Source organism: Amycolatopsis sp. NPDC045836 (assembly GCF_056431745.1).
Genome location: NZ_JBWKKF010000003.1, coordinates 204,968 through 223,348, shown reverse-complemented (window position 1 = coordinate 223,348; position 18,381 = coordinate 204,968). Strand labels below are relative to the sequence as shown.

Annotated in this window: 19 protein-coding genes; 7 read left to right on the top strand and 12 right to left on the bottom strand. The window is 72.3% G+C overall.

Annotated elements, in window-relative coordinates:
* Window positions 1-52 precede the first annotated feature (52 nt).
* Window positions 53-1,105: a glucose 1-dehydrogenase gene (locus AC07EG_RS05920; protein ID WP_478251886.1), complete on the top strand. Its 1,053-nt coding sequence runs from the start codon at window positions 53-55 to the stop codon at window positions 1,103-1,105.
* An 82-nt stretch (window positions 1,106-1,187) separates the two neighbouring features.
* Here AC07EG_RS05920 and AC07EG_RS05915 read toward each other — a convergent pair whose 3' ends face one another.
* The 5 genes from AC07EG_RS05915 to AC07EG_RS05895 all read right to left on the bottom strand — a co-directional run bounded on the left by AC07EG_RS05915 (window position 1,188) and on the right by AC07EG_RS05895 (window position 4,249).
* On the bottom strand, window positions 1,188-1,487 hold the full coding sequence (locus AC07EG_RS05915; protein WP_478251885.1) for a hypothetical protein: 300 nt from the start codon (window positions 1,485-1,487) through the stop codon (window positions 1,188-1,190).
* Between the two features lie 58 nt (window positions 1,488-1,545).
* Complete coding sequence (locus AC07EG_RS05910; protein ID WP_478251884.1) at window positions 1,546-2,505, bottom strand: TIGR03557 family F420-dependent LLM class oxidoreductase; 960 nt, start codon at window positions 2,503-2,505, stop codon at window positions 1,546-1,548.
* A gap of 61 nt (window positions 2,506-2,566) precedes the next feature.
* A complete protein-coding gene (locus tag AC07EG_RS05905; protein ID WP_478251883.1) occupies window positions 2,567-2,989 on the bottom strand; it encodes a GNAT family N-acetyltransferase in 423 nt (140 codons plus the stop codon).
* On the bottom strand, window positions 2,986-3,156 hold the full coding sequence (locus AC07EG_RS05900; protein WP_478251882.1) for a hypothetical protein: 171 nt from the start codon (window positions 3,154-3,156) through the stop codon (window positions 2,986-2,988). The genes AC07EG_RS05905 and AC07EG_RS05900 overlap by 4 nt, the downstream gene beginning before the upstream one ends.
* An 88-nt stretch (window positions 3,157-3,244) precedes the next feature.
* On the bottom strand, window positions 3,245-4,249 hold the full coding sequence (locus AC07EG_RS05895; RefSeq protein ID WP_478251881.1) for an alpha/beta fold hydrolase: 1,005 nt from the start codon (window positions 4,247-4,249) through the stop codon (window positions 3,245-3,247).
* Between the two features lie 377 nt (window positions 4,250-4,626).
* On the opposite strand from AC07EG_RS05895, the gene AC07EG_RS05890 reads away from it, so the two are divergent.
* On the top strand, window positions 4,627-4,935 hold the full coding sequence (locus AC07EG_RS05890; protein ID WP_478251880.1) for a hypothetical protein: 309 nt from the start codon (window positions 4,627-4,629) through the stop codon (window positions 4,933-4,935).
* On the opposite strand, the gene AC07EG_RS05885 is transcribed toward AC07EG_RS05890, so the two are convergent.
* The 6 genes from AC07EG_RS05885 to gad form a co-directional block, all read right to left on the bottom strand.
* Complete coding sequence (locus AC07EG_RS05885) at window positions 4,928-6,427, bottom strand: aKG-HExxH-type peptide beta-hydroxylase (RefSeq protein WP_478251879.1); 1,500 nt, start codon at window positions 6,425-6,427, stop codon at window positions 4,928-4,930. The genes AC07EG_RS05890 and AC07EG_RS05885 overlap by 8 nt on opposite strands.
* A 5-nt stretch (window positions 6,428-6,432) precedes the next feature.
* The gene (locus AC07EG_RS05880) at window positions 6,433-6,708 is read right to left on the bottom strand and encodes a lasso peptide biosynthesis PqqD family chaperone (RefSeq protein WP_478251878.1); all 276 of its coding nucleotides are present in this window, start codon (window positions 6,706-6,708) and stop codon (window positions 6,433-6,435) included.
* Window positions 6,641-7,231, bottom strand: coding sequence for a lasso peptide biosynthesis B2 protein (locus AC07EG_RS05875; protein WP_478251877.1), 591 nt, complete (start codon window positions 7,229-7,231; stop codon window positions 6,641-6,643). Before AC07EG_RS05875 ends, AC07EG_RS05880 begins: the two co-directional genes overlap by 68 nt.
* The gene (locus AC07EG_RS05870) at window positions 7,159-9,054 is read right to left on the bottom strand and encodes an asparagine synthase-related protein (protein ID WP_478251876.1); all 1,896 of its coding nucleotides are present in this window, start codon (window positions 9,052-9,054) and stop codon (window positions 7,159-7,161) included. Before AC07EG_RS05870 ends, AC07EG_RS05875 begins: the two co-directional genes overlap by 73 nt.
* Window positions 9,055-9,436: 382 nt before the next feature.
* Window positions 9,437-10,597: a cytochrome P450 gene (locus AC07EG_RS05865; protein ID WP_478251875.1), complete on the bottom strand. Its 1,161-nt coding sequence runs from the start codon at window positions 10,595-10,597 to the stop codon at window positions 9,437-9,439.
* A gap of 4 nt (window positions 10,598-10,601) precedes the next feature.
* Window positions 10,602-11,975, bottom strand: a complete 1,374-nt coding sequence (gene gad, locus AC07EG_RS05860; RefSeq protein ID WP_478251874.1) for a glutamate decarboxylase — start codon at window positions 11,973-11,975, stop codon at window positions 10,602-10,604.
* Window positions 11,976-12,233: 258 nt separating this feature from the next.
* Here gad and AC07EG_RS05855 point away from each other — a divergent pair, with 258 nt between their 5' ends.
* Entirely contained in the window at window positions 12,234-12,899 is a 666-nt protein-coding gene (locus AC07EG_RS05855) for a HEAT repeat domain-containing protein (RefSeq protein WP_478251873.1), read from the top strand.
* Complete coding sequence (locus AC07EG_RS05850) at window positions 12,893-13,900, top strand: HEAT repeat domain-containing protein (RefSeq protein ID WP_478251872.1); 1,008 nt, start codon at window positions 12,893-12,895, stop codon at window positions 13,898-13,900. Before AC07EG_RS05855 ends, AC07EG_RS05850 begins: the two co-directional genes overlap by 7 nt.
* Before the next feature lie 104 nt (window positions 13,901-14,004).
* Here the strand turns inward: AC07EG_RS05850 and AC07EG_RS05845 are convergent, their stop codons facing one another.
* Entirely contained in the window at window positions 14,005-15,210 is a 1,206-nt protein-coding gene (locus AC07EG_RS05845; protein WP_478251871.1) for an oxygenase MpaB family protein, read from the bottom strand.
* Window positions 15,211-15,390: 180 nt separating this feature from the next.
* Here AC07EG_RS05845 and AC07EG_RS05840 point away from each other — a divergent pair, with 180 nt between their 5' ends.
* The 3 genes from AC07EG_RS05840 (at window position 15,391) to AC07EG_RS05830 (ending at window position 18,377) form a co-directional block, all read left to right on the top strand.
* Complete coding sequence (locus tag AC07EG_RS05840) at window positions 15,391-15,876, top strand: DUF4334 domain-containing protein (RefSeq protein WP_478251870.1); 486 nt, start codon at window positions 15,391-15,393, stop codon at window positions 15,874-15,876.
* Entirely contained in the window at window positions 15,873-16,946 is a 1,074-nt protein-coding gene (locus AC07EG_RS05835; protein WP_478251869.1) for an alcohol dehydrogenase catalytic domain-containing protein, read from the top strand. Before AC07EG_RS05840 ends, AC07EG_RS05835 begins: the two co-directional genes overlap by 4 nt.
* 270 nt (window positions 16,947-17,216) lie before the next feature.
* Window positions 17,217-18,377 carry a TetR/AcrR family transcriptional regulator gene (locus tag AC07EG_RS05830; RefSeq protein WP_478251868.1) on the top strand — a complete coding sequence of 387 codons (1,161 nt, stop codon included), beginning with the start codon at window positions 17,217-17,219 and terminating at the stop codon, window positions 18,375-18,377.
* Window positions 18,378-18,381 lie beyond the last annotated feature (4 nt).

Genomic DNA, 18,381 nt, shown 5'->3' with positions numbered 1-18,381 from the left:
ACGGGAGACGTGGGTAGGGCTCGTGGGAACGCCAGGGCAAGGAGGACCGATCTTGCGAGCTTTGACCGTCGTCCCGCGTCAGCCGGATTCACTCGAGGTGATCGAGGTGCCCGATCCGGAACCCGCCGCGGGGGAGTTGCTGGTGGACGGTCTCGCCGTCGGCGTGTGCGGGACCGACAAGGAGATCGTCGCCGGTGAGTACGGTGAAGCACCCCACGGCGAACAGCGGCTGGTGCTGGGGCACGAATCCCTCGGCCGTGTCCGGCGGGCCCCCGAGGACAGCGGGTTCCGGCCCGGCCAGCTGGTCGCCGGGGTGGTGCGCCGGCCGGACCCCGAGCCCTGCGGGGCCTGCGCGCACGGCGAGTTCGACATGTGCCGCAACGGCCGGTACACCGAGCGCGGCATCAAGGGCCTGCCCGGCTACGGCAGCAGCCGGTGGACCGTGGCGGCCGAGTACGCCGTGCCCGTCGACGACGCGCTGGGGGAGCTGGGGGTGCTGGTCGAACCCGCTTCCGTGGTGGCCAAGGCGTGGGAGCAGATCGAGCGGATCGGGGCCCGGTCGTGGTTCGAGCCGTCCCGGGTGCTGATCACCGGCGCCGGCCCGATCGGCCTGCTCGCCGCCCTGCTCGGCACCCAGCGCGGGCTCGGGGTGCACGTGCTCGACCAGGTCACCGACGGCCCGAAACCCGAGCTGGTCACCGGTCTCGGCGCGACCTACCACCACCGCGGGTTCGACGAGGTGGCCGACCGGGTCGAGCCGGAGGTGATCATCGAGGCCACCGGCGCCGGCCAGGTGGTGCTGGACGTGATGCGCCGGAACGCGGCCTGCGGCATCGCCTGCCTCACCGGCATGTCCTCCGGCGGCCGGAAGATCGAGGTCGACGCCGGTGCGCTCAACCGCGACCTGGTGCTGGAGAACGACGTCGTGTTCGGCTCGGTGAACGCCAACCTGCGCCACTACCGCGCCGCCGCCGAAGCGCTGGCGAAGGCGGACCCGGACTGGCTGGCTGGGATGATCACCCGGTGGGTGCCGCTGGGGGAGGCCGCCGATGCGTTCAGCGCCCGCCCGGACGATGTGAAGGTCGTGCTCACCCCCGGCAGCTGACTGGTCCGGCCGGCTTCGCAACCCGGCAGGCCCCCGCCACCACCCGGCTGAGGGGCCTGCTCCGTCCACTGTGTACGGAGTACTACACCTCTTCGCAGAGGCTGCCGAAGACGTAGAGGCCGCCCGGGGTGGCGGTGCCCTCCAGGTAGTAGCAGCTGTAGAGCAGGCCCGTCGTCTCGTCGTACACCGAGCCGGGTGGCTGCGTGCCGACCGGCCCCGTGCACGGGAAGCCGATCACCGGTTTGTTGGCCAGGAAGTCGTGCAGGGTGGCGCTCTGGCAGCTGTGGGTGGCACCGCTCGCCTGTGCGGTGGCCGGCGCGAGCAGGGCGCCCGCGGCGGCCAGTGCGACGGCGGCCAGCGTGGTGACGGATCGTCTTCTCATCCTGTCCACGTTCGTCCCGGCGGGCCTTCGAAACCAGCCGCCAACCGGGGTGTCGTGCTCAGCTGCCGCGCACCCGGGGGAGGACGTCGGTCTGCCAGGCGTCGAAGAAGGCGTCCTGCTCCGGGCCGATCTGCTGGACGTACACCTCGTCGAACCCGGCGTCGGCGAAGGCGCGCACCTTGGCCAGGTGGGCCTGCGGGTCCGGGCCGCAGGCGAACTGCTCCCGCACCATGTCCTCGGTGACCAGCTCGGCCGCGGCGGTGAAGTCGTCGGGGTTCGGCAGCGTGGAGGGCAGTTTGCCGGGGAGCAGTTCGTTGCGCCACTTGCGGTGCGCGGTGCGGACCCCCTCTTCCTCGGAGGCCGCCCAGCAGACCTTCATGCCGCCCTGCACGGGACGGTCGCCGCCGCCTTCCCGGCGGTAGAGGGCCACCGCCTCGGCGTCCGGGGCCACCGTGCAGAAGCCGTCGCCCACCCGGGCGGCGAGCTTCGTGGCGGCCGGGCCGAACCCCGAGACGTAGATCGGCACGGGCTGCTCGGGACGGGTGTAGATGCGCGCGTTCTCCACGGTGTAGTGCTTGCCCCGGTGACTGGTCAGCTTGCCGGTGTGCAGCTCGCGGATCACCTCGATCGCCTCTTCGAGCATCTCCAGCCGCACCGGCGGGGTGGGCCACGGCTGCCCGGTGACGTGCTCGTTGAGCGCTTCGCCGGTGCCGACGCCCAGGGTGAAGCCGCCGCGGCACTGCACCGCCGCGGTGGCCGCCGCCTGGGCGACCACCGCCGGGTGCAGCCGGATCAGCGGGCAGGTGACCGCCGTGGTGATCGGCAGGCTGGTCACCTGGCTGAGCGCACCGAGCACCGACCAGACGAACGGGCTCTGGCCCTGTTCGTCCAGCCAGGGGTGGAAGTGGTCGGAGATCCACAACCGCTCGAACCCGGCCGCCTCGGCCCGCTGGGCCTGCTCGACCAGCTCGTGCGGGCCGAATTCCTCGCACGACAGGAAGTACCCGATGCTCACCATGCCGCCGGGCTTCCCCGGCCGCTCCCGGTCAAACGGGATCGGCCCGGCCGGGTGAGCCGCGCTACCCGGTCAGCCCCAGCGCGGGGAAGCACTCCCCGACGCCGGACAGTTCGATGTCGTCACGCCGGACCCAGGCTTCCCGGGGCAGCCGCCACCGCTGGATCAAGGCGATCTCGCCCCGGCGGGTGTCCCAGTCGGTGCCGTTGCGCTGGTAGCCCAGTGCCTCGGACACCCGGTTGAAGGCCCGGTTGTCGCTGAAGGCGTCGCTGGTGGCCTCCCGCGCGCCGAACCCGGCGAAGGCCAGGTGCAGCACGGCCGCCCGCATCTCGATCCCGAGCCCGCGCCCACGGGTGCCGGGGGCCAGCCACGAGAAGGTGGAAACCGAGCCGTACTTGGAGAACTCGGAGCCGATCAGGTCCTGCATCCCGATCGGCTCGCCGTCGAGCAGCACGGCGAAGTACAGCCGCCAGAAGCTCTGGTTCACCCGGGCCCGTCCCGCCCAGATGCCGCGTCGAAGGGCCACGGCGGGGTGTTGGCGACGCCGGCGCGGACGTGCGGGACCAGCCGCTCCAGCAGGTCGTCGGTCGCCCCGGCCAGGGTCAGGCGCGGCGTGCGCACCGCGAGGTTCAGCGGTGGGTAGGTGTGGCTCACCGCCGGACCATGGGCCGGACCCGGCGCCGGGCGCACCCGAATTGCGCGCACCCCGGTCCCGCGCGGGCGGGACCGGGGTGGGGGCGGGTCAGGCCACGCAGTTGGCCAGTTCCGGGCTGGGTGCGGGAACGCCCTGCGGCCCGAAGAACAGTTCGGCGCACGCGCTCAGGAAGGGCGTGTTCTCCTCGGCGATCCAGTGCCCGCTGTCCGGCGCGACCACACCGCGGACGTCGTCGCCCACCTGGCCGAAGGAGTTGGCCACCAGCGGGCCGAAGGCGAATTCGGCGCCCATCGCCAGCACCGGCATCGGCAGGCGCTTGTGCGCGTTGGCCTGGTTGTGCGCCGCGTCGGCCGCGAACGCCCGGTAGTACTCGTAACCGGCGGTCCGGCGGGCGGGGCTCGCGTAAGCCTGGAAGAAGGCGGCCTGGTCGATGCGGTCGGGGTGCCGCGCGCCGCTGAACAGCCAGCCGAGGTAGGTCGGCACGTCGTCGTTGTCGATCAGCTTCTCCGGGACCGGCGCGGCGGTCTGGTTGAGGCCGAGGTGGAAGCTGATGCCGTTGACGTCCTCGAGCCCGAAGCCGGACAGCGGGGTCTCCAGCACGGCCATCCGGACGACCTCGGCCGGGTAGTCGCGGGCGTAGGGGTAGGCGACGAGCGCGCCGGTGTCGTGCCCGAGCAGCGAAACCTGGTTGTACCCGAGCTTGTGCACGCCTTCACGGATGCGCTTCGCGGTGGTCGCCTTGTCGTAACCACCGCCGGGGATGCTCGAGTCACCCGCGCCGGGCAGGTCGAAGGCGATCACGGTGTGGTGCTCGGCGAGCGAGGGCATCACCTTCGCCCACTCCCACCAGGTCTGCGGCCAGCCGTGCAGCAGCACCAGCGGCGGCCCGGACCCGCCGCGGACGTAGTGCAGCGTGGTGCCCTGCACGGCCACGGACCCGTGGGTGAAGCCCGGCAGGTACTGCTGCGCCGTGCGCTCGGTCGCCGTCGGCGTGGCGCTGGCCGCCGAGCCGAGCAGGAGGAGCACGACCGCGGCCACGGCGGCGTACCAGCCGCGACCGGCGCGCCGCTCGGCCCCGTCTCTTCGGAACACTGGGATTCTCCTTTGATAGCACCAAAAACGATCGTCCACGCGGAAGATCAACTGGCAGTGCCGACAAGGTAGTCCACGCGGAGACGGGGCAACAAGCCCAAAGCGCGGACCAATGACGGCAATTTGGGAGAAGGAGAACCCCTCGGCGAAGTGCTAGTCCCTCGTCGAGGAACGTTGACGTGGTAACCCTGTCGCCTGGACCTCCGGACTGGTGAGCGCGAGGCCGGCCGGTGGCGGTGGGCCATGGCGCGTCAGCCGGAGGTGCCCGCGCGTTCGCGGCTGGTCAACATCACGAGGCCCCCGCCGCACCGCGGAGTTCGAGGTTTGGCGAACGGCGTAGGAGGTTACTCCCGCCGCACGCGGAAAGGAGAACTGCCGTGGTGGGCTACGAAATCGGTCGGAAACTCGGTCGGAAGCTCCGCTACCGCCGTGCCGCGGGCCTGGCTGCCGTGCGCCCGAAGCGGACCGAGGTGTGGGCCACCAGATACCCCGTGCGCGTGGTGCTCGGGGCACTGGTGGCGCTCGCCCTGGCGGCTTGGGGGCTCGCGGCCACCCGCGACGGCGCGACGGCAGGCGATGTCGTGTTCTGGGAACTGGTGCTCGTCCCGCTCGGCCTGATCTGCACGGTGGTCGCCCTCGTGCGCATCCGGCGCCGTTCCCGGCTGGGCAGGCGGTCCCTCAACTGAGGATTTCCACGGCGATCCGGTTGCTGGATTCGTCGATCATCTTCCGCAGCGACCCGTGCACGTCACCGCCGTCCGCGGGGATGAGGCGATAACCGTCCTGGGAAAGATCGCGCAGGGAATCGGCGATCACCGTCCTCATTTCGACGAAACGCAGTTCGCCGCCGTGTTGCGGAAGCCGGGAAATGCGCTGGTCGAACCGAGCCCTCGCCTGCTCGTCGCCGGCGGCCGACAGGATGCGCTGGACGACCGCGATCTCGTCGGCCATCAGCACGGCCAGCCGGGCGAGGAACTCCGCGGGAACGCTCCGGGCCGCCACCGTCCTGGCTTCGCCAAGGTAGCGGTCCATCAGCAGGTGCAGGTCGGCCCCCTTCGGCGGCGGGCACGGGTCGTGGGACGCCAGGGTGGCCTGCAGCCAGTCGATCAGCAGGCGGCCCGCCGGGCCCAGTTCGTCCCAACAGGACTCACGGAGCCCTTCGGCGAGGAAGTGCGCCCGTTCCGCGGCCGTGCGTGCGCTGACCATCCGCGGTTGCGCGTCCCGCAGGCCGCCGAATTCCCCCTTCAGTTCGGCTTCCCGCGCTTCCGCCGCCCTGCCCAGCACCGCGAGGTGGACGTAGACGTGCACGGCCGACAGCGCCCGGAAGGTGTCCCAGGCGTTTTCCCGCCCGCTTCCCGGCGACCGCCACGGCACCACGACCGCGGGCTGCGGTCCCAGGTCTTCCGTGGCGAAGTCCCGGGTGAGCAGGGTGTGACCGTGCCGGAAGTCGTAGAGCTTCTGGTGCACGGACTCGTGCAGCAGGCACTCGGCGGTCACCCACGGGTTGCGGAGCGCGGTCTTGCCGAGGAACACCCCGCCGCCGATCTGGAACAGCGAGGTGGAGCGCATGTCCGCCCAGTGCCCGGCCGGGGCGATGACGGCGGCGACGTGCGTGTGGCTCAACGCGCTGCCGGTGAGGCGGGGCAACAGGGTTTCCAGCAGGGCGACCCCTTTCCGGAGCGCGTCCACTTCGGTCGCGGTCGGGGCGTCGAGCGGGATCCGGGAGTACTTCTCGAGCACCTGCCGGGTCACCCGCCCCGGTGCGGTGTCGAAGGTGTCCTTCAGCCAGACCCAGCCGTGGTACCAGTTCGCGCCCAGCCGGTTGTCCGCCGTGCCGTCGCCGGCCAGCAGGCACCGCGCCCGCCCTTTGGTGAGCCCGGCGATCGACTGGCGGAGCACCTCGCTGTCGTCGTCCGGCATGGCCGAGGGGTCCGCTCCGGCCGCGGCCCGCTCGATGTAGCGGACGATGACCGACCGCAGGGCGGTGTCCCCGAGCGTCCGGTACCGCTGGCGCGGTCCGGCCAGGCGGACCAGGCCGGCGAGTTCGGCGGCGGCGGGGCTGCCGTTGCCCATCCGGGTGAGCCAGTGCACCTGGCCCGCTTCGAACTTCTCCCGGATTCCGGCGCTGTTTCCGAACGGGCGGCTTTCCGAAAGCCGTCGATCGAGTTCCGCGGTCAACTCGATCACCCCTCGGTCCGGGTCGCGTACCTCGCCAATTTGGCTTCTTCCAGGGAAGCGACGAGGGCACCCACGTCGTCGCCCGCCTGTGCGGGCTCCACCTGGTACCGCTGGGTGAGTTCGGCGACGGCTTCCTCCTTGCTGGCCCCGTCGAGCAGCAACCGGAGCACCAGTCCGGCCGTCTCGTTCAGTTGCCAGTACTGGCCGGAGCGCTCATCGAGCAGCGCGAGGCCGCCGTCGGTTTCCGCTTGGCTGACGCTGTTCGCCAATCGCAGGGACATGCTTCGTCCACCTTCCGGTGAGTTGACGGTGATTCCGGGTCCCGCCTGCCGGGACCGTGAGCAGGGGTTTCACTTCGAGCGTGGTGGCCGGTTCGCCGACCGGGTGCCCGTCGGCCTCGACCCAGGCGTGCGCGGAGAAGGGGTTGAGCCGCACCCCGCTCTGCCAGGTGGGCCAGGTGCCGCCGAGCCGGCAGAGCAGCGCGGTGGCGATCGACCGCGGCACGCACCCGGCTCCGGCGCACCGGATGCTCGCGCTCACCACCAGTTGCCGTGCTCGTTCGGCCTCCTGGTAGGCCGCCGGCCGGGCCCCACCGGCGCAGAGCTGGAGGAAACGGCGGATCGTGCGTGGCCGGGTCCGGCCGATGACGTGGGCGAGGGCGATCACCGCCTTCACGGCCGCGGCGCGGTACCAGGGCAGCCGGTCGCGGGCGTGCAGGGAAACGGGCAAGCTCACGGGTGCACCTCCGAAACCGCTTGGCGGACGGGCGAAAACTGCTTTCCGGTGTGGGCGCGGAGCCAGCATTCGAGGAGCAGGGTCGACTCCAGCCGCGCCACCGTCAGGTGCGGTGGCATCAGGGTGAAGCAGGCGCGGCGCAGCGCGCCGGCGTCGATCAGGCCGAGTTCGGCCAGCACCGGCTGGTCCACCAGGGCTTCGAGTTCGGCCCGCCTGGCGAACAGGCCGGCGCGGACGTCCGCCCCGTACTCGCCCTTGGTGCTGCGGCCGAGCAGGTCGTCCGGCACGATGCCCCGCATGGCCCCGGCCAGCAGCGGCTTGTAGGTCACCGGGTCGGCGCGCTCGTGCAGCCGCACGGCCAGCGCCGCTTCCACGACCCGGTCGTCGTAGAACGGGAAGCTCATCGGCACGCCCTCGGCCGCGGTGATCTCGGACAGGTGCCGGTCCAGCCTGGCTCCGGCGCGGATCGTCCAGAGCACGCTGTGCTGCCCGCGTTCCGGCGCCAGTGGCGAGGTCCGGCCGGCTTCGGTGCGCAGGCGGCGCGACACCGCCTCGACGGCGTCGGGCCGGACCCAGGGCGGGAGCTGCGGCGGCGCCTGCCAGCCCAGCTGGGCCTGCTTGGTGTGGGCGGAACGCGGGGACAGATCGGCCGCCGAGTCGGCCAGCCACCGCCCGAAGCTCCGGTTGTCCGCCAGGGCCCGCAGGGTCGAGCGCCAGTGCCACCGGTTCTGCGCGAGATAACCCCGGGTGTGCTGGAGGCCGGTGAGCGGGGAGCGGCGCACGATCGTGTGCATGAAGGCGGGCCGCCCCTGGAGGATCTGGTCGCCGCCTTCGCCGGACAGGTGCACCCGCGACCCGCGGTCGAGCAGCCACCGGGCGACCACTTCGTACTCGGCGCGCACCCGGCCGGTGAGCACCGGCTCGTCCATGCCCTCGCCGGCCCGCTGGAGCTCCGCGTAGAAACCCGGCAGTTCGTCCGGGTGCACGAACAGGTGCTCCGCGTCTTCGAGCCGCGAGGCGGCGTCCCTGGCCCAGGTCCCGTCGTCGTTCGCCGGGTCGGTGCTCAGCCGCGTGAGGGTCACCAGCTTGGCCGGACCCCGCTCGGCGCAGAAGCACAGGGAGGTCGAATCCATGCCACCGGACAGGTCGGCGCTGACCACCCCGCCGCGCTCGGTGCGGACCGAAACCGCGTCGCTGAGGGCTTCGGCCATCAGCGGCACCCCGTCCCGCAGCGGCAGCACCGGGTCGGGCGGGGTCCAGCGGCGCCGGACGTGGGCGCGGCCGTCCCGGTCCAGCACCAGGTGGCTGTCCTCGGGCACGGAGTGGACCCCGCGCCAGACGGACCGGTCGGCCAGCGGATAGGGGACCCCCGGCGCCATCAAGTGGGCCGCGAGCAATTCCTCGTCCGGTGTGGCGGCCACGAGTCCGGCCAGCACGTCGGACCGCGTGCAACCGAAGGCGCTGCCCTCGTGCGTGGTGTGGAAAATGCGCCGGAGCCCGGAAACGCTGCCCTGGGCCCGCACTTTTCCGCCGGCCGAAACCAGCAAGTGGTAGCTGCCGGGAATGCGGGCGCCGACCTGGTCGGCGTCGGCCACGTCGCGGAGGCCGGCGAGCCTTTCCGCCAGACCGCGGGCACTCGACGAGGCTTCGCCGAAGAGGACCACCGAGGATTCGCGGCCGGTGAACGGCGTCAGGTCGTTCCGCTGCCACCGGCCGAGCAGCCACGGCCGCCCGGACGGGTGGTGCAGCACGTCCAGCCCGCGGACCCGCCAAGCGGCAGTCGCCGCCAGTGCGGTGTCCGTGTCCGGGAGGACCAGGCACCAGCTCTGGCGACCACTGCCCGTTTCGAACCTCCTCACCATGAGCCGCAGTTGCTGTGCTGCGCCGGCCATTCGAAGAAGTTGAATCCGCAACCCGTCGTCAGGTACGCGTATCCGCCCACATTGCACATCATCGGGGCTTCGTACGGAGCCAGGGTGGGCGGCTCGTAACCGGCTCGGCTCTCCGCGGCCTGGGGCGGCCGCACCGTGTTGTCCTGCATCATTGTTCAGACCCTCCGTTGGATTTTTCCGGTTCGGCGACCGGCACCTGACAGTTTCCGCACACGGGCCGAGGCGTGACAAGGTTCGTCCGGGCACGTCAACTGAACGGGTGCTGGGGTGACGGCGAAAAAAAATGAAAATTGGATTTCTTTTGCCGGTCACCATTCCGGAGTCGGCTCAACCGAATCAACGGGTGGGCACCCGCTTTCCGGGCGCCGGATGTCACCCGGCGTCACCGGTCCCACACCGCGTCGAGCGGGCCGGGGAGCCGCAGTTTCCAGCCGTGCGGGGTGATCCGGGCGCCGGGTGCCGGGCGCAGGCCGGGCAGGCGGTCGAGCAGCACGTCCAGCGCGGTCCTGGCCAGCGCGGTGACCACCGGGTGGGCGGGGCAGTGGTGCCCGCCGGCGCCGAAGCCGAGGTGGGTGCGGGCGTCGCGGTGCGGGTCGAACCGGTCGGGGTGGCTGAACACCGATTCGTCGCGGTTGGCCGACGCGATGGCGACCGCGAGCACGCTGTCCGCCGGGATCTCCCGCCCGCCCAGCGTCACCGGCCGGGTGGTGCGCCTGCCGAGCACGCCGACCGGGCCGCTCCACCGCAGTGCTTCGTAGACCACCGCGCCGAGCAGCGCCCGGTCGGCGCGGACCGCGGCGAAGTGCGCGGGCGCCGACCACAACGCCACCAGCGTCCAGCCCGCCAGCCAGCCGGGCTCGAGCACGCTCAGCCCGAGGTGCTTGAGCACCGGCACCACGTCGGCGTCCGGTCGTGCCTCTCCCGGCCCGCGGTCGTGGTGCAGCAGGTGTGCGATCACCGAGCGGTCCGGCCGTTCCCGCAGGCGGTGGACGAGCGCGGTCACGGCCGCGTCCTCGGCCAGCACCGAGGCCGCGGCCCGCACGCCCGCCGGGTCCCGCCCGAAGTCGTTCGCCACCGCCGTCAGCGACTTCCCCCACCGCCGCGCCGAATCCGCGCCCGGCCCGTCGAGCCCGAGCAGCCTCGACACCGCCGCCACCGCGACCGGCTCGAAGTAGTCGGCGGCCAGGTCGGCCCGGCCGGCCGGGAACACCTCGTCGGCGATCCGGGAGGCGACCGGCCGGGCGATCGCGTCGACGAAGTCGGTGACCCGGTGCGGGGCGAAGTCGTGCCGGAACGCCTCCCGCAGGTCCTCGTGGGACTCTCCCTCCCGCATCAGCAACGGCGTGCCACCGCACAGCGCGAGCATCGGCGACCCCGGCTGGTCGGTGGTGAACCGCCCGGCGTCGGCCAGCACCGCGTGCACGTCCCGCCACCGGGTCACCAGCCACTGCCCGGCCTCCGGCACCCAGGTGACCGGCTCGCTCGCGCGCAGCCTGGCGTACGCCGGGTGGGGGTCGGCCTCCAGTTCGGCGAGCGTGACCACCGGGTCAGTCGGCGAAGGTCGGCGCCGCCGCCACCTCCGGCAGGGGGAACGGGTGCCCGGCCAGGCGCTCGGTGTGCTTGACCAGGCTGGCGAGGAACCGTTCCGCGAGGTCGAGGGTGAAGCCCTGACGGCACACCACCCGGATCACGTCCACGTGCTCCAGGTTCGGCGGCAGGCTGTAGGCGGGCACGTGCCAGCCGTCGCCCTTGAGCGCCTCGGACAGGTGGTACACGGTGAACCCCACGGCTTCGGGGTCGTGCAGCCGCAACGCCACCACCGGCAGGTCCTCACCGTCGGCGATGACCTCGTACGGGCCGATGGCCGTGACGGTCTTCGCGACGTACCGCGCGACCTCCTGGCACCGCTGGGCGACCAGCTGGTAACCGGCCAGGCCGTTGCGCAGGAACTGATAGTACTGGGCGATCACGCCGGAGGCGGGCCGGGAGAAGTTCAGCGTGAACGTGGGGTGGTGGCCGCCGAGCACGTTGCAGTCGAAGACGAGCGAATCCGGCAGGTACTCCGGATCCCGCCACAGGCACCACCCCGAACCCGGGAAGACCAGCCCGAACTTGTGCCCGGACGCGTTGATCGACACCACCCGCGGCAGGGCGAAGTCCCAGGCGAAGTCGACGTCGAGGAACGGCGCGACGAATCCGCCGCTGGCCGCGTCGACGTGCAGCGGCACGTCGGCACCCCGGTCGGCGGCCACGCCGTCGAGCGCGGTCGCGATGTCGGCGACCGGGTCGTAGCGCCCGTCCTGCGTGCTGCCCAGCACCGCGACCACGCCGATGGTGTTCTCGTCGACCGCCTCGGCGGTCAGTTTCGGGTCCAGGGTGGTGCGGCCCTCTTCGAGCGGGATCATCCTGGCTTCGACGTCCCAGTAGTTGCAGAACTTCGGCCAGCAGACGTGGACGTGCGTGCCGAACACCATGTTCGGCTTACCGGTACCGCCCTGCTCCCGCCAGCGGCGCAGCATGGCCAGCCCGGCGAGCATGGCCGCCTCCGAACTGCCGCTGGTGGAGCAGCCGACGAACTGGCCGTCGTCCTCGTGCCACAGATCCGCCAGCGCGTTGATGCATTCCTGCTCGATGTGCGAACTGGCCGGGTACTCCTCGCGGTTCATCAGGTTGATCGACGCGGTTTCCGCGTAGATCTGCTCCAATTCCGGCTCGGCGGCCGTGGTGCAGAACGTGGCCAGGTTCAGCGCCGCCCGCCCGTCCAGCAGCAACCGCGAGCGGACGATGCCCGCCGCGACGCTCGCGGGCATCGGGTTCTCCGGCAGTCTGCCCTTCGGCACCACGTCCTCGCTGATCCGCTGGGCGAAAACGGGAGCGATCTGCAGGTCCTGTTCATCGGTGATGACGCGTTGCAGGCTCATCGTTGACCTCCGGATTTCGACGGCATTCCGACAATGGTGGCAGCCGCGCCGGTGCCGGGAAATCGCCGCGGGAACGCGCAACCCGGACGGGTTCGCGCCGAACTCGACTGGCTGAGGACCTTTTCACCCATCGTCGGAACGATCATGAGAATTGCTTCCGCCGATTTCACGAAAGGGTCGTGCGTGCCCCTTTCCCGGGGCCGGGGCGTCGCGGGCTTGACCTTGACACTGTGACAAGGTCTTCACTGGGCGCAGGAGGTGGTCACGATCAACACCACACACTTGCCCGGCGCGCTGGGTGCCGCGGACTCGTCGACGCGGCTCCAGGCGGCGCTGGCGGCGGGCACGCACCCCGACCCGGGGCTGCTCGACGCGCTGGTCGGCCGGTGCGCGATCGAGCCGGACTTCTTCGTGCGCGACATGCTCACCTGGGCGCTGACCCGCCTGCCGCCGGAGGCCACCGTGCCGAGGCTGCTGGCGGAGCTGCGTGCCGAGCGCGCCCAGGCCAGGAGCCAGGCGCTGCACACGCTGTCCAAGATCGGGGACGCCCGCGCCTGGCCCGCGATCACCAGGTCGCTGCTGCACGACGCCGACGAAGAGGTCGCGCGCAGCGCCTGGCGTGCTGCCGTCGTCCTCGTGCCACCGGGGGAGCGGGCGCGGCTGGCCGCGGACCTGGCCGCCCAGCTCGGCCGCGGTGACCGGAACGTGCAGCTGAGCCTCAGCCGCGCGCTGGTCGCCCTCGGCGAGGTGATCGAGCCGGTGCTGCGGCGGGGTTCGGCCGGCGCCGACCCGGCGGTGCGGGCGCACGCCCGTGCCACCGAGCGGCTCCTGCGCGACCCGGACGCCGGGTTCGACCTCGCCGCCGAGGAGGCCAAGCGGATCGTCGCGCTCGGCCCGGAGCGGGCCGGGGGAGCGGCGTGCTGATCGGCGAGGTGGCCCGCCGGTCCGGGGTGAGCACGCGGATGCTGCGGCACTACGACTCGCTCGGGCTGGTGCGGCCGACCGGTCGCACCGTGGGTGGCTACCGGGAGTACTCCGCCGAGGACATCCGCCGGATCTTCCACGTGGAGGGGCTGCGGTCGCTGGGCCTGTCGCTGCGGCAGATCGGGCGGGCGCTGGAGGATCCGGCCTTCGCCCCGGCCACCCTGGTCGGTGACCTCATCCGGCGGACCGAGGAGCGGCTGCGGCGGGAACAGGAGCTGCTCGACCGGCTTCGCACCGTCGACGCCTCGGCACCGGGCGGCTGGGAAGGTGTGCTGCGGGTGGTCGAACTGCTGCACGGGCTCGATTCACCCAGTGCCGCCCGGCGGCAGCAGGCGGTGCTCGCCCCGGCCGAGGACCTGCCGGTGCCCGCCGACGTGCTGGCCAGGGCGCTGCTCACCGAAGCCGACGCGAACGTGTCCGGCGCCCTGCGCTGGGCGCTGGCCAGGGCGGGCGAGGACGGCGTGGCCGCCGTGGCGGCCGGTGCGTCCTCACCGGACGCCGACATCCGGCGGCGCGCCGTCCTGGCCCTGGCCGAACTACCCGGCGACCGGGCGACCGCCGAGCTGTCGAAGGTCCTCGACGACGCGGATCCGGTGGTGCGCAAGCACGCCGCGCTGGCGCTGGGCAAGCGGGGCGCGACCGCGGCCGTGCCCGCCCTCGTCGCCATGGTCGTCACCGGCACGAACGACGTCGAGGCAGCCGAGGTCCTGGGGACGCTTTCGCAGGACCCCGGCTGCGCCGACCGGGTCATGGCGGCACTGACCGAGGAACTCGCCGGTGCGGAATCCGCGGTGCGGCTGCGAGTGACCCAGGCCCTTGCCGAGATGCCGCCGTCTCGTGCCCGTGTGGTGCTGGCGGGGTTGGCCGGGGATGGTGATCGGCCGGTGGCTCTGCTCGCGTCGGCGTTGTTGCGCGTGTTGGGCCAAGGCTCCGGGAGTTGACGCCTCGGGCACGCGGGGTGCCGCGCCAGCCGGAGTCGAAGCCCATTCGAACCCGGCGTCCGCCGAAGCAGCCGCGCCCGGGCTCCTCTCCTCGAACCGCCGGGTCAGGCTCCCGGGCGGTTCCCCGTCGGGATGGTGATGGGGGTGGTGGCCGGGGAGGTGAGCTTGTTCAGGAACAGCATGGCGATCCCGCGGACCAGCTGGTCGAACAGGTAGAAGCCGACCGGCATCACCGGGAGCAGGCCCTCGCGGAAGGCGATGTAGGCGGGCCAGCCGGTGCGGATGAGCGCCGCGGCGGCCGGGTCGCGGCGCAGGTTCAGCCAGTCGCCGATGGCGTCGCTGAGCACGTAGCGCACGAACTCGTTGAGGAACCCCCTGGTGACGCCCAGATCCACCTGCGCGGTCAGGCCCAGCAGGTCCTCGGCCAGTTCCTTGCCCTCGAACGACGGCGCCAGGATCGGGGTGAGCGCCTGCGCCGACTGCGCGTACGCGGCGTCCCACGTCTTCGGGATGAACTCCTCCCGCACGCCCAGCAGGTGCATGGCGACCTGCCACGAGTGCAGGAAGGCGGCCTCGTCCGCGGCCGTCATCGGCACCTTCCACTCCGTCAGCTTCTTGTGCACGAACGTGCCGAGGCTGTGGAAGGTGACCAGGATGTCGCCGTTGCTGATCGGGATCCGGCCCTCCTCGTCCGCGACCGCCGACCAGTGCGGTGACTGCGGCAGCAGGTGCCGCACCGCGGCGTGCACCAGGCGCGTCTTGTTGGCCGTGACCACGAACTGGCCACCGGGTTCGAAGGCGTTGAGGTCGCTCAGGTCGTAGCCGAAGGTGAACGTCTTGGCCGCCCGGTCCTGCATGTCGGCGCCGCCGGCGGACCAGTAGACCGACTTGGCCTCACGCGGGATGACCGTGCTCATGATGCCGCTGCCGAGGCCGTAGAGCATGAACAGGTAGGTGTCCTTGCGCCGGTTGAAGTCGGCGGCGAGGCGCAGTTTCGCCGGGTCGGCCCAGGACGGCAGCTTGTTGACCTTGGCCAGGTGGGCGGCGAGGTCACCCGGCAGCCCGCTCGGCAGCTCGTGGTTGTTGTTCACCCACGGCTCGATCGCGGTGTTGACCGCCGGAACCCCGCCGGAGTCGAGCAGCGAGGCCATGATGCCGTCGATTTCCTCGTCCCAGACCCACCACGGGTCGGTGCCCGCGGCCGCGACGCCCGCCTTGGCCGAGGCCGGCCCGGGAGCCACGCCCACCGCGCTCACCAGGCCCAGCGCCACGCCGAGCGAGAGGACCTTCCTTCTGCTGAGACTGCTCATTTACTTACCTAGCTTCCTCGGTAGGCGTGCAATGCGGCTTCTCGCAGGTGCCAGCGGGGTGAACGGCCTGCTCCCGCCCTTGATTCGATATGAGACTCCTCGTTAACATAGCGACGCGGGCCGTCCGTCGGCAAGGGCCTGGGCAGGCTGAATCGGTCCGCGAAACGCGAAGGAGTCCGCATGACTCGCATCAACTTGGAGCAGCGCCGGATCGAACGCTGGCGGGAACTGCGGGCGGCACCGGGCCCGCTGGACCCGGACGGCCTCGACACCCTCTGGGCGGACCTCGAAGCCGTCGACGCGGCGTCGATCCTCGGGGCGTGGCGGGGGTTCGCCCTCCCGACCGGGCACCCCGTCGAGCGCGTGCTGGTGAGCAGCCGGTGGTACGGCAAGCGGTTCGACGCCCTCGACGACGCCAAACCGCTGATCTGCCGGGCCGAGGACGGCAGCCTCTACTCCGACACCCTCGCGGGCAAGGGCGAAGCGAGCCTGTGGAACGTCGAGTTCCGCGGTGAGGTGACCGCCACGATGGTCTACGACGGCATGCCGGTCTTCGACCACTTCAAGCGCGTCGACGACCACACGCTGATGGGCGTGATGAACGGCAGACCCGGCGCCGCGCTCGCGAACGGCCGCCACTTCTACTTCGGCCTGGAGCGCGATTGAGGACCTCGGTACTGCTCTCGCGCGGCACCGCGCCCAGCGAGGTGGTCGAGGCCGAACTGGACGACCCGCGCCCGGACGAGGTGATCGTCCGGGTCGAGGCGGCCGGGGTGTGCCACACGGACCTCCTCACCCGGCGGGCGCTCGGGAGCAGGCCCGCGGTGCTCGGCCACGAAGGTTGCGGCGTCGTCGAGCGGCTGGGCGCCGAGGCCGGCACGCTCGCGGTGGGGGACCGGGTGGTGCTCTCCTTCGCTTCCTGCGGTGGGTGCGGGCCGTGCGGAGCCGGTCAGCCCGCCTACTGCGCTTCGGCGAGCGAGCTGAACGACTCGGGGCGGCGGCCGGACGGGTCGCCGACGGTCCGAGTCAGTGGTGAACCGGTGTTCGCGGCGTTCTTCGGGCAGTCGTCGTTCGCCGCGAACGCGGTGGTCCCAGCTCGTTCCTGCGTCCGGGTCGGCGACCTGCCACCGGAAGTCGCCGCCCCGCTGGGGTGCGGCTTCCTGACCGGTGCGGGCGCGGTGCTCAACGTGCTGCGTCCCGGGCCGGGCGACCGGTTGCTGGTGGCGGGCGCCGGTGGCGTGGGGGCCGCCGCGGTGCTGACCGCCCTGTCCGAAGGCGCCGAGGTGGTCGTGGCGGAACCCATCGCGGCGCGGCGGGACCTCGTCGTTTCGCTGGGCGCCAAGGCCGTCGCCTCACTCGGCGAGCCGCTGCCCCCGGTCACCCGCGCGCTCGACACCACGGGCCGTCCCGACGTGATCGCTCGCGCGCTCAGCCTGCTCGCACCACGCGGTGTGCTGGTCCTCGTCGGCCTCGGTCCGGCGGAAGCAACCCTGGACGTGCGATCCCTGGTGTCGTGCGGACTCCGGGTGCTCGGCTGCGTGGAGGGCGACGCGCAGCCTGCCGTGCTCATCCCCGAACTGGTCCGGCGCCACCAGGCCGGCCGCCTGCCCCTCGACCGCCTGGTGCGCACCTACCCGCTGGCCGGGTTCGACCGGGCGGTCGCCGACCAGCGGGCCGGAACGGCGCTCAAGCCGGTGCTCCTGCCCTGGGGTCCATCGCGGGCAGTGCGCCCTTGACCACCTTCCGCCGGCGTTGCGGGGCAGTTCGCCGACGACCACGCTTTCGACGAAGCACGGCTGGTTCAGGGTCAGCAGCGCCACGCGGTCGCCGTCGGTGGCCCCGCGACCGGCCAGGCCGGCGGCGAGCCACCAGGGGGAAGCCGCTGTTCGGGAACCAACAAGTCAATCGGAAAGCACCCGGTGCCGAGCGGTGCCCGCCAGGGCCGCGGTTCGTGGTTGACTGGCGCACATGGCCTCCACCGCCCGTCCGCCCGCCGGAACGCCCCGGTGACCGCCGGTCCGGCGGCGGCCGTCCGGCCGCGCAACCGCAAGCAGCTGATCGTCGAGGCGGCGGGCCGGGTGTTCAGCGAGCGCGGCTACCACGCGGCGTCGATGGAGGAGATCGCCGCCGGGGTGGGCATCACCGCGGCGGCGCTGTACCGGCACTTCCCGAACAAGTACGCGTTGTTCGCCGAGTGCGCGAACGTGATGGTGGACCGGCTCGTCGCCGCCGTCGACGGGGTGCCAGCCGACGGCACGCTGGCCGACGTGCTCACCGCCGCCACCCGGCTGACGATCACCCACCGCGCGGCCGGCGGGCTGTACCGGTGGGAGTCCCGGTTCCTCCACCGGGCCGACCGCCACGTGCTGCGGGCGAAGTTCGGCCACATCGTCGAGCGGGTGACCGGGGTGGCGCGGGCCGAGCACCCGCTGCCCGAGGACCACCTGCGAGCCGCGGCGGCCCTCGGCGCGATCGGGTCCATCACCATGCACCGCGTGTCGATCGCCCAGCGGCGGCTGGAAGAACTGCTGGTGTCGGCCGCCACGCGGGTGGTCGCCACCGACCCCACGGCGGCGACCGGCACGCCCCCGGTCGAACTGCCCAGCCAGCCCGCCACCCGCACCCGGCGGTCGGAAATCCTCGAGGCCGCGATCGCCCTGTTCGAACGGGACGGCTTCGCCAACGTCACGAACGCCAAGATCGCCGAGGCGGTCGGGCTGGTGCCGTCCGCCCTCTACCGCTACTTCCCCGGCAAGGCCGACATCCTGGCCGCGGCCTGCCTCCAGGCCGCCGGACTGCTGGCCCAGGCGGTGGAGCAGAACCTGCGCGGGGTGAGCGGCCCGCAGGCCGCCGTGGCCGCGCTGACCGCGACCTACGTGGCCTACAGCTTCGAGCACACCGCCCTCACCAGCGTGGCGAACGCCGAACTGGCCGGCCTGCCCGCCAACCTGCGGCGGCCGCTGGTCACCGCGCAGCGCGAGCACATCGCCGTCTGGGAACAGCGGCTGCGCGCGGCGCGGCCGGAACTCGACTCACGCCAGGCCAGGGTGCTGGTGCACGCCGGGTTCGGCGTGGTGGTCGAGGCCGGCCGCCGGCTGCGGTGGCGGGACAGCCCGGCGCACCGGGACGCCGTCGCCGCCCTGCTCGTCGGTGCGCTGGGCTGCTGACCCG